Genomic DNA, 12992 nt, shown 5'->3' with positions numbered 1-12992 from the left:
AAATCACTTTTCATCCCTCATGGACAGTTCCTTTTACGTAAGGACTTCTAGACCGTGCGCTCTATACGAACAAAAAGCCTCCTCTAAGTCCCGGCGGCATCCCTCTCCCCATCTCAGGCAGGCTGGGCGTATCCGGCCGGAAATAAAAACTTACTTTGGGAGGCGTTTCACGAGGGCAGTGGATCTTGGTTGGATGTGAGGATGAAGATGGGAGCGGAAGCGCATTCCAAAAAATATTTTCAATATTTCCAATCTTCCCCAGAAATTTCGTGATATTCCAACCGGGTTTTCCGATACGCCCTTCAAAAACGGCCCTCCGTATCGCCGCCCCCATCCGTCTCTCCCGCAGATTCCCTCACACAGGCTGGTCTCTGCATACCCGGATGCACGCAGCCTGTGGAAGGAGGGAGGTCTGGGGCGGGGAAGAAAATACAGGGGAGCCTTTGCAAAAGCATAGAATGCGCGGTCTAGAATGGGCTGCTTTAGCAAAGGTTCCCCTGTATTTTCTTCCCCGCCCCAGACCTCCCTCTTTCCACAGGCGGACCCTTACCCGATTCCGCGTCCCAGCCCCTAAAGAATCCCTATGAATTTATGGAAAGCTTTGAGTCCGCTTTCGTTGCATTTATACACTCCGGCATCTTCGAGTACCTGGCAGAAGACTTTACCGATTTCCTGCTGGAGTATATGGTCGATATTTTCCGGGGTGATCTCCGGATACCCGGGCAGGAAGCTTTCCGCCCAGTCGGCGTGTTTCGTCAGAATCTCATCGCTGCGGAGGTCTTTTTTCTCTAGTATAAAGGTCTTCAGCCGCTCCATCTCATCCTTTAAACGGGCGGGGAGTACGGCGAGGCCCATGACCTCTATCAGACCGATATTTTCTTTTTTGATGTGATGCAGGTTTGCGTGCGGGTGGTATACACCCAGCGGGTGCTCCTCTGTGGTGATGTTATTACGCAGTGTCAGGTCAAGCTCGTACAGACCGTTGTGCATTCTGGCAATCGGGGTGATGGTGTTGTGAGGCTGTCCTTCTGTTTCTGCGTAGATGAAGGCTTTCTCATCGGTATAGCCTCTCCAGGCCTTAAGGATGTGGTCCGCCAGATCGATGATCCGGTTTTCATTATTTCCCTGGAGACGGATGACAGAGAGAGGCCACTTTACAATGCCGGCTTTGACATCCTCGAAGCCTTTCACCTCAAATGTGCTGATTACAGGTGCCTTTGCCATTGCAAAGGTGTAATTACCGCCCTGGAAGTGGTCATGGCTCAGAATGGAGCCGCCTACGATCGGCAGGTCGGCGTTGGAACCAAGAAAATAATGTGGAAATAATTTGACAAAATCAAACAACTTCCGGAAGGTGTTTTTTTCTATCTTCATGGGAACATGTTCGCCGTTCAATACGATGCAGTGCTCGTTGTAATAAACATAGGGGGAGTACTGAAAGCCCCAGCCGCTGTCGTTGATAGTGACCGGAATAATCCGGTGATTTTCGCGGGCCGGATGGTTGGTACGTCCCGCATATCCCTCATTCTCCATGCAAAGCAGGCACTTCGGATAGGAGGAGGCCTTGGCGTTCCTTGCTGCAGCGATGGCCTTGGGGTCTTTTTCCGGTTTGGATAGGTTGATCGTGATATCCAGTGTGCCGTATTGGGTATCAACCGTCCATTTCATGTCCTTTGCCACGCGGTAGCGGCGGATATAATCGCTGTCCTGGCTGAACTTATAATAATAGTCTGTGGCAGCCACAGGTGAGGTTTCGTACAGTTCCCAGAACTTTTTCTGGATCTGGGCGGGGCGGGGCAGCAGACAGTTCATCAGTTTAGTATCAAATAAATCGCGGTATACGATGCTGTCTTCAATGATTCCGCGGCTGCATGCTTCGTCCAGAAGGTTTCTGAGCACATCCTCCAGGACAATGCCGGAAAGATCGCAGTCAGTATCTTCATACTCGTCTTCATGATACAGATCCAGCAGCAGATTCGTTGTGTAAACGCGTTCGCATTCCGGAGTCAGGCCGGTCTGAATTCCATACTGAACCAGCTTTTTGATAGAATTACTTAACATGAAGCGTCCCTCCTGCCATCGGCAAATCCTGTGGGGTGGGTGCTGTGCCATTTCCAGGCAGAAGAGATGATCTCTTCAAGATCCGCATGCTCTGGTTTCCAGCCGAGTACTTTCTTTGCCTTTTCACTGGAGGCAATCAGCCTTGCCGGATCTCCGGCGCGTCTCGGCGCAGTCTGTGCCTTGATTTCCAGACCTGTGGCTTTGCGTGCGGTTTCAATGACCTCCTTTACGGTAAAGCCAACGCCATTGCCGAGATTAAAAGTATTGCTCTCCCCGCCGTTCATTAGATACTCTACCGCCAGGATGTGGGCCTGTGCCAGATCGGTTACGTGAATATAATCCCGGATACAGGTGCCATCCTTTGTGTCATAATCATCTCCGAAAATGCTGATATAATCGCGTTGTCCCAGCGGAACCTGGAGAATCAGCGGGATCAGGTGGGTCTCCGGGCTGTGTGCTTCACCGATACAGCCGCTTTTATGAGCACCGCAGGCATTGAAATAGCGCAGCGCAACAAATTTGAGGCCATGAGCCTTATCTGTCCACATCATCATTTTTTCCATAGCCAGCTTGGTCTCACCGTATGTATTGGTGGGACAGGTATTATCATCTTCCAGGATCGGAATGTTTTCCGGCTCTCCGTAGGTAGCAGCAGTGGAAGAGAAGACAATTTTCTTGACATTGTGGGCAATCATGGACTCCAATAGCACTTTAGTGCCGCAAACATTGTTATCATAATATTTTAGCGGATCCACCATGCTTTCACCTACCAGGGAATTCGCGGCGAAATGGATGACCGCGTCGATGGTTTCCTTTTCAAAAACGGAATCGATAAAAACACGGTTCCGGATGTCTCCCTGATAGAAGCGCGCTTTGGGATGAACCGCTTCGATATGGCCTGTTTCCAGATTATCCGCAATGACGACATCCTCTCCCTTGTCAATAAGTTCATACACTGTGTGGGAACCGATATATCCGGCTCCTCCTAATACTAATACAGACATTTCATTTCCACCTTTCTGATCTTGTTTCCAGGTTACCTAAGACGGAATCCTGCGGGCCCCGCCGCCGATTTCTACAGTATAGAATTCCGCTTCGCCGCCGGTTTTTTCCTGATAGCCCCTGCCCACAGCTTTGATAAATTTATCTACTGCGCTGTTTTCCACGATGCTGACCGTACATCCGCCGAAACCGCCGCCCGTGATACGGGAACCGGTCACGCCGGGAACTTTCCATGCCAGGTCGACCAGAATATCGATTTCCTCGCAGGACACTTCATAATCATCCCGCAGAGATATGTGGGACTGGTTCATCAGCTCCCCAAAACGGGTGATATTTCCTTCTTTCAGCGCCTTGACAGCCTCGATGGTACGCTGGTTTTCAGCAACGGCATGTTTAGCGCGCCTTACTTTGACCGGGTCAGGGATGACCTCCTTGAATTTTTCAAAGGTATCCATATCCAGGTCGCCGAGCGTATTGATATCCAGCTCCTTCTGGAGCGCTGCGAGTGCATCGGCACATTCCTGGCGCCTCTCATTGTATTTGGAATCCACCAGGCTGTGTTTTACCTTACTGTTGGTGATAATGATTTTGGCATCTTCCAGTTCAACCGGAGCGTACTCGTAATTCAGGGTCGCGGTATCCAGGAAAATGGCATGATCCTTTTTGCCCATGGCTACGGCAAACTGATCCATGATACCGCAGTTGCAGCCGTTGAAGTTATTCTCGGAATACTGCCCAATGAGTGCAAGATCGGTCATGCTGAAGCGGTCAATACAAAAGAGATCGGTCAGAATGACGCCCGTGAGCACTTCCAGGGAAGCAGAGGAGGAGAGACCGGAACCGTTCGGGATATTGCCCCAGATCACCATGTCAAAACCAGTGTCCAGTGTGATGCCCTTTTGGGCGAAGGCCCATACAACGCCGAGGGGATAGTTAGCCCAGCCATAGGAAGCTTTGTTTGTCAGGTCGTCCAGAGATGCTTCCACCACACCGAAGCTATCCAGGTTCATGGAATAAAAGTGCATGGATCTGTCAGTACGTCTTTTGGCAATGCCATAGGTGCCGAGGGTCAGCGCACAGGGAAAAACATGGCCTCCATTATAGTCGGTGTGTTCTCCGATCAGGTTCACACGCCCTGGCGAAAAGTAAAATCCTGCACCCTCAGTGCTTCCGAAGAATTCTTTGAATTTTGCGAATAATTTGTCTTTCATGATTTCTGCCTCACTTTCGTCTATGTATATACATTCTCTGGTTGTTACTATTCACGGCCTATGTACCGTGAATAGTAACATCTGGTTTCTTCTTTATCCTGCCCCTATTATAGCGAAAAAGGGATGGGATGTATATAAAAAATCCGTGCAGATATATGTAATAATGTTGCATGGAAATGGAGAGGAGGATATAATAAGAGAAGGGAATAAAGGTATCAGAAAAAAGGATAAAATCTTAGACGAAAGGGGAGATTGATGTTGGAAGGAACCTATAAGTATTCTTATAAAGCAGATGAAAACCTGCTGACCTCCTTATCAGTCTATAATGTGGGCCATCAGAAATGCGGGCCGGGTTATCAGTGGGGGCCGGGAGTGCGGGACCATTACTGTATCCACCATATTATCTCGGGAAGCGGGTTCTACAGCGTAAATGGCAGCACCAGCAGACTGGCGGAGGGCGATACCTTTATCTTGTATCCGGATACGGAGGTCAGATACTATGCGGACCGTGAAGATCCGTGGGAATATGCCTGGGTAGGATTTATGGGGACCGATGCTGCACCGATTATCCGTGCAACTGATTTCACAAAAGAAAAACCATTCATAGAGAACGGAGGTCCGCCCAGAAAGATTCTGCAGGGCCAGCTGAGCAGAATCTATGAGGTGAAGGGGAACAGCCATGAAGCGGCTGTAGCCATGACAGGCGCCCTGTACACGCTGCTCTCCACATTTATGCATTATTCGGGCAACAGGGAACCAGCCAGGGATATTCAGCTCTCCTATGTGGAAAAGGCAAAGGCTTATATATCAACCAGCTATTCCTATCCTATTACGGTGGAAGATGTGGCGGCCTATGTGGGGATCAGCAGAAGCCATCTATACCGTTCATTCCAGGCCTGCCAACAGCAGTCCCCCAAGGAGTATCTGAGCAGTTTCCGCGTAAAACAGGCCTGCCTCCTCTTGAAGGAGACAAGCCTGTCTATTGCTGCAATCGCATATTCTGTTGGATTTGAGAATAATCTCTATTTCTCAAAAGCATTTAAGAAACAGATGCTGGTCAGCCCCACCGAGTACAGACGAGGCTAGTCCTATCCTGTTATCAGTTCCCCGTTCAGCCGAGGCTCCTCGAGCGGCTTGATGTTCAGCCGTATAATGCGCCTGAACATCAGTGTGGTGACCGTAACGGCTACAATCTCTGCAATCGGAATTGCCCACCAGACTCTGGAAAGACCGAACACTCTTGCAAACAGATAAGCCACAGGCAGAATGACAAAAAGCTGTCTGATCACGGAGACCATCAGACTGTAAACTCCGTTCCCGAGCGCCTGGAAAACGGAGATGATGATAATAATGTATCCTGCAAAGATAAAACTCAGACTGATGATGCGCAGTGCAGGCACACCGATTCCAAGCATGTTTTCGGAAGCATCAAAAATTTCCAGAAGCTGTACAGGGAAAATCTGGAACACGACCAGCCCCACCAGCATGATCCCTACGGCAATCAGGACGCTCATTTTGATGGTAGCCATGATTCGCTCCCTATTCTTTGCCCCGTAGTTGTATGCTATGATGGGGATCATGCCGTTATTCAGGCCGAATATGGGCATGAAGATAAAGCTCTGCAGCTTGAAATACACGCCGAATACGGCTGCGGCAGTGGACGAGAAGATCAGAAGGATCTTATTCATCCCGAATACCATGACGGAACCGATGGACTGCATGATAATCGAAGGAACACCAACCTTATATATAGTGGCAATAATTGTCTTATTGGGCCGGAAAGTCCTCATATTCAGATCCAGCTCCGTATTCTTTTTACAATTAAAATAAAGGGACATACAGACCGCTACCAGCTGTCCGATCACGGTAGCCAGAGCCGCGCCTGCGACCTCCATGCGCGGCAGGCCGAACATTCCGAAGATCAGGATCGGATCCAGGACAATGTTGATAATCGCACCGGTTCCCTGGGTGATCATGTTGTAAATCGTCTTGCCTGTGGACTGGAGCAGGCGTTCAAAAGTGATCTGCATAAATATCCCCACAGAGACAACGGTTATAATCAGCATATACTGGGTGCCGTAGCGAACAATGACCGGATCTTTTGTCTGGACGGTAAAGAAAAAATGGGAGCCGGCCAGACCGATGACCGCCATGACAATATAACTGATCATGCCAAGAAAGATTCCGTTTTTAGCGGCAGCATTTGCCCCTTCAAGATTTTTCTCCCCAAGATTCCTGGACAGGAGGGCGTTGATGCCGACCCCGGTGCCCGCGGCTATAGCTATCATCAGATTCTGCACAGGAAACGCAAGGGAAACCGCCGTCAGGGCCTCCTCATTGATCTGTGCGACAAACACGCTGTCAACGACATTGTAGAGCGCTTGTACCAGCATAGAAATAATCATTGGCAGGGACATGGTGATTAATAATTTTGGAACGGGCATAACGCCCATTTTATTTTCCGCTTGTGGTGTTTTTTCCATTTTAAATACAACCTCCTCATATGTAGAACGTGTTAATTATAACATCAATAAAATTTAAGTACAATGCATATATATAAAAGAATCGTTAAAAAAGGGTTGTGTGCTGTTTGCGTTTAAAAAGAATGATGCAGGGAGCCGGTTTTGTATACGTGCTTCTGCTGCTGGGAGCGGTCTGCCCGTCCCTGTTTACAATTGGAAAGCAGGCGGAAGGGGAGGCGCCGGGAACCGCATATGCCAATGCATCCGCCTATGTGGCGGATTCTATAATGGAAAAGCCGAAAATTGCCATTACTTTTGATGACGGGCCAAGCGCCGTCTACACGCCCCGGCTTCTGGATGGGCTGAAGGAAAGGGGTGTGAAGGCAACTTTCTTTCTGATTGGGCAGAACATAGAAAAGGAAGGCGGCAGTGAGATTGTAAAGCGTATGTATGAAGAAGGGCACCTGATCGGGAACCATACATATCACCATGTGGAAATTACGAAGGTAAGCAACGACGAGGCCTACCAGGAGCTAATGCTCACCAATGAGGCCATCGAAAACATTACGGGTGAGGAAGTGCAGTTTATGCGCCCTCCGTTTGGCCTGTGGCAGAAAGAGCTGGAAAAGAAGATCCATGTGCTGCCAGTGATGTGGAGCATTGACCCATTGGACTGGGCTACGGAAAATGTAGATGAAATTGTCAATAAAGTAGTGACGGAAGCGCAGGAAAATGATATTATTCTGTTGCATGACTGTTACGACAGCTCAGTAAAAGCGGCGCTGCGTATCATCGATCTGCTTCAGGCAGAGGGGTATGAGTTTGTAACCGTAGATGAGCTGATGCTGGACTGACATGCAGAATAAACGTAACCCCGGGGCAGTCGGGATACATGCCCTGTTGAGGGGCTGCAGCAGAGCTGCAGTTTATGGAGGAAAAGATGTTAAATGAATATTCCAGGACGGAATTATTGATTGGAAAAACCGGGATGGAGCGGCTGAGGGCTGCATCTGTCATGGTATTCGGCGTAGGGGGAGTGGGCTCACACTGCATTGAAGCACTTGCGCGCAGCGGTGTCGGCCGTCTGACGCTGATCGACAATGACACCGTCTCTTTGACCAATATCAACCGGCAGTCCATTGCCTATCACAGTACCATCGGAAGATATAAAACAGAAGTTATGAAGGAGCGGATCAGGGATATCAATCCGGAGATCTGCGTAAAAACATATGAGATGTTTGTGCTTCCGGACAATCTGGAAGCATTGTTTGAGGAGAAGCCGGATTATGTCATCGACGCCATAGATACAGTTACTGCCAAGCTGGCGCTGGTGGAACTGGCGCTGAGACTGGATATCCCGGTCATTAGCAGCATGGGGACAGGAAATAAACTGCACCCGGAGATGTTTGAGATCACAGACTTGTCCAAAACAAGCGTGTGTCCGCTGTGCAAGGTGATGAGAAAAGAGCTCAAAGCCCGGGGTATCTTTCACTTGAAAGTACTGTATTCCAGAGAGAAACCGATTGATACATCCGAAAGGGATACCGGGGAGGACAAAGGGCAGCGCCGCAGCATACCGGGCAGCATCTCTTTTGTGCCCCCAGCTGCAGGACTTCTGATTGCGGGGGAGGCCCTGCGGGATATCATTGAGAAAGGAAAAGCCTGATGGTCTGTTTCGGATTGTCAAGCAGTGGAAAAAGAATGGATTTATTTGATTATATGAGAGAGACAAATCAGGAGAAGGAAGCGCCGCTGGCATCTAGAATGCGGCCGTCTACTCTGGAAGAGGTGGTAGGGCAGCAGCATATTATCGGAAAGGACAAACTGCTGTACCGTGCAATCAAGGCGGACAAGCTGGGTTCCCTGATATTTTATGGACCTCCCGGCACCGGAAAAACAACGCTGGCCAAAGTAATAGCCAATACAACAAGCGCCCAGTTTAAGCAGATCAACGCGACAATTGCCGGAAAAAAGGATATGGAAGAGGTGGTAAAAGAGGCAAAGGAGCTTCTTGGCATGTACCAGAAGAAGACCATCCTCTTTATCGATGAGATCCACCGATTTAATAAAGGGCAGCAGGACTACCTGCTTCCTTATGTGGAGGACGGAACCATCACGCTGATCGGGGCGACGACAGAGAATCCCTACTTTGAGGTAAACGGAGCTCTGCTTTCAAGATCCAGTGTGTTTGAGCTGCGGTCTTTGAGCCGCGGGGATGTAAAGACATTGCTGAAACGCGCCGTTTATGATAAAGAGAAGGGGATGGGAACTTTCAAGGCAGAGATCACGGAGGAGGCGCTGGAGTTTTTGGCCGATGTGTCGGGCGGTGATGCGAGAAATGCACTGAATGCGGTGGAATTGGGAATCCTGACCACCGAAAGAGGGGCGGACGGGGTGATCCATATTACGCTGGATGTGGCCTCTGAGTGTATCCAGAAGCGTGTTGTGCGGTATGACAAGACGGGAGATAACCATTATGATACAAGCTCTGCATTTATAAAAAGCATGAGGGGGTCAGACCCCGATGCTGCCGTTTATTACCTTGCAAAAATGTTGTATGCAGGGGAAGACATCAAGTTCATCGCGCGGCGGATTATGATTTGTGCCTCGGAGGATGTGGGAAATGCGGACCCCATGGCGCTGACGGTTGCGGTATCTGCAGCACAGGCGGTAGAACGCATCGGGATGCCGGAGGCGCAGATCATCCTCGCGCAGGCAGTGACCTATGTCGCATCCGCACCAAAGAGCAATTCCGCCACCAATGCCATTTTCTCTGCAACAGAATGTGTCCGCCAGAAGAAGACAACGGTTCCCGCCCATCTGCAGGATGCTCACTATAAAGGTTCACAGAAGCTGGGGCATGGAGTAGGGTACAAATACGCACACGATTATCCGGGGCATTACGTAAAGCAGCAGTACCTTCCGGACGAAATAAAAGACGCCAGATTCTATGAACCGGGCGTCCTTGGATACGAAAAAACGATACGTGAATATTTAGAGAAGCTGAGACAGGAGTGAGGAATAGATCTTCTGGCTCTCCCTTGACCAGTTGCTGGCAATGGTTTCGGCCTCGATCTCCGTCGGGACAGTGATCTTAAGATCAATCAGGCTGAAGCCATTTTCCACGATCTGGCAGCGCACCTCATATTCATGGTTTGTATTCAGGTAATAGTCTGATTTGATAGCAACTTCTTCTTTTAGGTCATACTTTTTTTCTTTTAAAAACTCATCAATATCGTTCTGTATTGCGGTTGAGATCTTATTCTTGAAGAACTGGATTGTCTCCGCTCCATTTTCCGTCAGGTGGTACAGCGTACGGTTGTGAGTGGTCTCTACCCGGAGCAGCCCGGATTCCACCATCTCCGACAGCGTTTCCTGCAGCTTAAAATAAGTAGTATAACCCTTGTCCAGAATGAATTCCGAAATCTGGGATGTGGTCAGAGGAAAATCTACTTTCTCCAGCATGTATAATACGATTAACTTATATAGGGTAAATGTTTCAGTCATAATACTCCTTTCCCTGCCAGATGTCCTGCTCCTTCAGATAACGGTGCAGGGTATTCAGGACAGTTCTTTTATTGCTGCTCCAAAGCGGAGCAGCCAGAAGACCGCTGGGACCGTCGCCGGTCAGACGGTGTATTGCGATCCGGGGATTGAGATGCGAGATACATGTGCCCAAAAATTGAATATACTCCATCATCCCGGGGACGTAAAACGGATGCTTTTCATATTCCAGGGCAAGATCCGTTCCTTTTAAAATATGCAGAAGCTGCAGCTTTATGCCCTGTATATCCATGTGGTTCAGATAATCCAGTGTCTCCAGCATCTGCTCTCTGGTCTCGCCTGGCAGATAGAGGATGGTGTGGACGATCACGACAATGTCCCTGCTTCTGAGAGCACCGACTGCACTTTCAAAGACAGGCAGGTCATATCCCCTCCGGATGTACGCTGCAGTTGCTGGATGGATTGTCTGAAGCCCCAGTTCCACCCATACTGGTTTGATCCGGTTGATTCTGTCTAACAGTTCCAGGACGTCAGGGCCCAGACAGTCGGGCCTAGTGGCAATAGAAAGAATTCGGACATCAGGATCTGCAATGGCCTGCATGTACAGCTCTTCCAGACGGCGTACCGGAGCATAGGTATTGGTAAATGCCTGAAAGTATGCGATATAAGAGTGAACCGGACGTTTCCCATTCAGGGCCTGCTTTCCGGCGGCAATCTGCTCTGTGACGGAGCAGGCTCTTGAGCCGGCGAAGTCTCCGGAGCCCTCGGCGCTGCAGAAGATACAGCCTCCGTGCCCTAAAGTGCCGTCCCGGTTCGGGCAGGTCATGCCGCCGTCCAGGGTGATCTTATATACCTTCTCTCCATAGGCCTGTTTCAGGTCATAGTCCATGGAGTGGTAACGCTTTTCCCCCCAGCGCATCATCTATATCAGTTCCTTTACTGCCTTGCTCACCGCCTCGGCTACGCGCGGATCAAAAGCTTCCGGCAGGATATTGTTTTCATTCAGGTCTTCCTCCGCAACAAGCCCGGCGATTGCCTTGGCAGTAGCCAGCTTCATATCCTCCGTAATCTGGGACGCGCGCCCCTCCAGGGCACCCTTAAATATACCCGGGAAAGCTACCACATTATTCACCTGGTTCGGAAAATCTGAACGTCCGGTCCCAACGACTTTTGCACCGGCTTCCTTTGCAAGATCCGGCATGATCTCCGGTACCGGGTTCGCCATTGCAAAAAGAATTGCGTCCTTATTCATAGAGGACACCATCTCTTTTGTCACAATATTAGGTGCAGAGACACCTACAAATATATCTGCACCCTGAAGCGCATCGGCCAGCGTACCTGTCCGTCCTTCCAGATTCGTAACCTCTGCCATCTTTTGCTGCATCCAGTTCAGATCAGGGGAGGCCTTGCTTATCATACCATTGATATCACACATGGTAACATGACGGAAACCATATGTAAGTAAAAGCCTGGTGATAGCAACACCGGCGGATCCCGCACCGTTAATCACCACGCGGCATTCTTCTTTGACCTTTCCGGTGACTTTCAGCGCATTGATAATACCGGCCAGGACAACGATAGCCGTCCCGTGCTGGTCATCATGGAAAACAGGGATATCCAGCAGCTCTTTTAAACGCTCCTCGATCTCGAAGCAGCGCGGGGCCGCGATATCTTCCAGATTGATGCCGCCAAATGCGGGAGCAATGTGAACTACAGTCTTAATGATCTCTTCGGTATCCTGGGTATCAAGACAGATCGGAACCGCATTGACACCGCCAAATTCCTTAAAAAGAACGGCCTTTCCCTCCATAACAGGCATTGCAGCCAGGGCGCCGATATTGCCGAGTCCAAGAACCGCACTTCCATCGGAGACAACTGCAATCGTATTAGATTTTATCGTGTATTTATAAGCATCTTCCGGATCCTCTGCGATTGCCTTACAGGGTTCTGCAACACCAGGAGTATAGGCAATGGCAAGATCCTCGCGGGAGTTCACATGGGCCTTAGCAGTAGTCTCGATCTTACCCTGCCATTTTTCGTGCATCTGCAATGCTTTTTCACTGTTTGTCATCTTTCTTACCTCGCTGTATCTTCATATTCTTATAGATTCTTGCTATCTGTCCAATATAATAACACTCTTATAAAAGCAACGCAAGGCAGGATTGCTATAGTAACGAGATTTAGTCTCGTTGGCGGACTGGGACGTTCCATGAAGTGTTAGCCGCAAGCCCTCTAAAAAAACTCTTTCTTTTTGGTGGAAGATGATGTATAATAGCTACAGATTTAACAAGTCAAGTGAGGATTCATTCCCTTTATAAGTGGATTGATGAATCACAGGAAACAAGATTAACGGCAGTGTTGGGTGGAGAGGAATCGGTATCCCCCACTGACATGAGATGAATCTACGCATCGATGGAAGATGCAGTCGTACTCTATAGAATTACCGAGTGCGGATAGGAATAGTATATCTTTGAGGATACAGGCAGACGCCTGAATTCGGACAAGTCGTTTCAGACTAAAGGCTCCCGTAAAATTTAACAAGATAAGATGAGGATTTTCCCGCCGCTATAGACGGTGAGATGAATCATGAAAAACAAGATTAACGACAGTTTGGGCAGGAGAGGAGTCACTATCTCCCACTGGCATGAGATCAATCTACGCATCTGTATTGGATGTACACGTACTCTGTGAAATTATCGGACGTGGATTGAAACAAAAGAATACTGTAGAAAAGCCATATATTTATTGAGAA

11 protein-coding genes are annotated in these 12992 nt (G+C 49.1%); 4 read left to right on the top strand and 7 right to left on the bottom strand.

Going from position 1 to position 12992, the window contains the following annotated elements; all coding sequences use genetic code 11:
• Nucleotides 1-570: 570 nt before the first annotated feature.
• The 3 genes from galT to MWG26_RS12435 are packed head-to-tail and all read right to left on the bottom strand — an operon-like array spanning nt 571 to nt 4274.
• A complete protein-coding gene (gene galT, locus MWG26_RS12445; RefSeq protein WP_025657247.1) occupies nt 571-2061 on the bottom strand; it encodes a UDP-glucose--hexose-1-phosphate uridylyltransferase in 1491 nt (496 codons plus the stop codon).
• On the bottom strand, nt 2055-3065 hold the full coding sequence (gene galE, locus MWG26_RS12440) for a UDP-glucose 4-epimerase GalE (protein ID WP_025657248.1): 1011 nt from the start codon (nt 3063-3065) through the stop codon (nt 2055-2057). The genes galT and galE overlap by 7 nt, the downstream gene beginning before the upstream one ends.
• Nucleotides 3066-3101: 36 nt before the next feature.
• A complete protein-coding gene (locus MWG26_RS12435) occupies nt 3102-4274 on the bottom strand; it encodes a galactokinase (RefSeq protein ID WP_025657249.1) in 1173 nt (390 codons plus the stop codon).
• A gap of 255 nt (nt 4275-4529) precedes the next feature.
• Between MWG26_RS12435 and MWG26_RS12430 the strand changes: the two genes are divergently transcribed.
• The gene (locus MWG26_RS12430; protein ID WP_044927306.1) at nt 4530-5360 is read left to right on the top strand and encodes an AraC family transcriptional regulator; all 831 of its coding nucleotides are present in this window, start codon (nt 4530-4532) and stop codon (nt 5358-5360) included.
• Between the two features lie 2 nt (nt 5361-5362).
• Here the strand turns inward: MWG26_RS12430 and MWG26_RS12425 are convergent, their stop codons facing one another.
• A complete protein-coding gene (locus MWG26_RS12425) occupies nt 5363-6757 on the bottom strand; it encodes an MATE family efflux transporter (protein WP_025657252.1) in 1395 nt (464 codons plus the stop codon).
• 122 nt (nt 6758-6879) lie between these two features.
• Between MWG26_RS12425 and MWG26_RS12420 the strand changes: the two genes are divergently transcribed.
• The 3 genes from MWG26_RS12420 to MWG26_RS12410 all read left to right on the top strand — a co-directional run bounded on the left by MWG26_RS12420 (nt 6880) and on the right by MWG26_RS12410 (nt 9754).
• The gene (locus MWG26_RS12420; protein WP_044927308.1) at nt 6880-7590 is read left to right on the top strand and encodes a polysaccharide deacetylase family protein; all 711 of its coding nucleotides are present in this window, start codon (nt 6880-6882) and stop codon (nt 7588-7590) included.
• Nucleotides 7591-7676: 86 nt separating this feature from the next.
• Nucleotides 7677-8402 (top strand): tRNA threonylcarbamoyladenosine dehydratase, encoded by a 726-nt coding sequence (locus MWG26_RS12415; protein ID WP_025657254.1) that lies wholly within the window; start codon nt 7677-7679, stop codon nt 8400-8402.
• Between the two features lie 35 nt (nt 8403-8437).
• On the top strand, nt 8438-9754 hold the full coding sequence (locus MWG26_RS12410; protein ID WP_025657255.1) for a replication-associated recombination protein A: 1317 nt from the start codon (nt 8438-8440) through the stop codon (nt 9752-9754).
• Here the strand turns inward: MWG26_RS12410 and MWG26_RS12405 are convergent.
• The 3 genes from MWG26_RS12405 to MWG26_RS12395 are packed head-to-tail and all read right to left on the bottom strand — an operon-like array spanning nt 9731 to nt 12311.
• The gene (locus MWG26_RS12405; protein WP_025657256.1) at nt 9731-10243 is read right to left on the bottom strand and encodes a DUF4364 family protein; all 513 of its coding nucleotides are present in this window, start codon (nt 10241-10243) and stop codon (nt 9731-9733) included. The genes MWG26_RS12410 and MWG26_RS12405 overlap by 24 nt on opposite strands.
• Nucleotides 10236-11162 (bottom strand): tRNA modification radical SAM protein MnmL/YtqA, encoded by a 927-nt coding sequence (gene mnmL, locus MWG26_RS12400; protein ID WP_173005753.1) that lies wholly within the window; start codon nt 11160-11162, stop codon nt 10236-10238. Before mnmL ends, MWG26_RS12405 begins: the two co-directional genes overlap by 8 nt.
• Nucleotides 11163-12311, bottom strand: a complete 1149-nt coding sequence (locus tag MWG26_RS12395) for an NAD(P)-dependent malic enzyme (protein ID WP_025657257.1) — start codon at nt 12309-12311, stop codon at nt 11163-11165.
• Between the last annotated feature and the right edge of the window lie 681 nt (nt 12312-12992).

It is taken from the genome of Faecalicatena contorta (genome assembly GCF_022835095.1).
In the GTDB taxonomy this organism is placed as follows: domain Bacteria; phylum Bacillota; class Clostridia; order Lachnospirales; family Lachnospiraceae; genus Faecalicatena; species Faecalicatena contorta.
The sequence above is the reverse complement of the archived record's forward strand: the minus strand, read 5'-3'. Positions and strand labels throughout refer to the sequence as shown.

Bases quoted from the DNA above. Each gene is read 5' to 3' on its own strand.
- galT (WP_025657247.1), bottom strand. From the start codon at position 2,061: ATGTTAAGTAATTCTATCAAAAAGCTGGTTCAGTATGGAATTCAGACC.
- galE (WP_025657248.1), bottom strand. From the start codon at position 3,065: ATGTCTGTATTAGTATTAGGAGGAGCCGGATATATCGGTTCCCACACA.
- MWG26_RS12435 (WP_025657249.1), bottom strand. From the start codon at position 4,274: ATGAAAGACAAATTATTCGCAAAATTCAAAGAATTCTTCGGAAGCACT.
- MWG26_RS12430 (WP_044927306.1), top strand. From the start codon at position 4,530: ATGTTGGAAGGAACCTATAAGTATTCTTATAAAGCAGATGAAAACCTG.
- MWG26_RS12425 (WP_025657252.1), bottom strand. From the start codon at position 6,757: ATGGAAAAAACACCACAAGCGGAAAATAAAATGGGCGTTATGCCCGTT.
- MWG26_RS12420 (WP_044927308.1), top strand. From the start codon at position 6,880: ATGATGCAGGGAGCCGGTTTTGTATACGTGCTTCTGCTGCTGGGAGCG.
- MWG26_RS12415 (WP_025657254.1), top strand. From the start codon at position 7,677: ATGTTAAATGAATATTCCAGGACGGAATTATTGATTGGAAAAACCGGG.
- MWG26_RS12410 (WP_025657255.1), top strand. From the start codon at position 8,438: ATGGATTTATTTGATTATATGAGAGAGACAAATCAGGAGAAGGAAGCG.
- MWG26_RS12405 (WP_025657256.1), bottom strand. From the start codon at position 10,243: ATGACTGAAACATTTACCCTATATAAGTTAATCGTATTATACATGCTG.
- mnmL (WP_173005753.1), bottom strand. From the start codon at position 11,162: ATGATGCGCTGGGGGGAAAAGCGTTACCACTCCATGGACTATGACCTG.
- MWG26_RS12395 (WP_025657257.1), bottom strand. From the start codon at position 12,311: ATGACAAACAGTGAAAAAGCATTGCAGATGCACGAAAAATGGCAGGGT.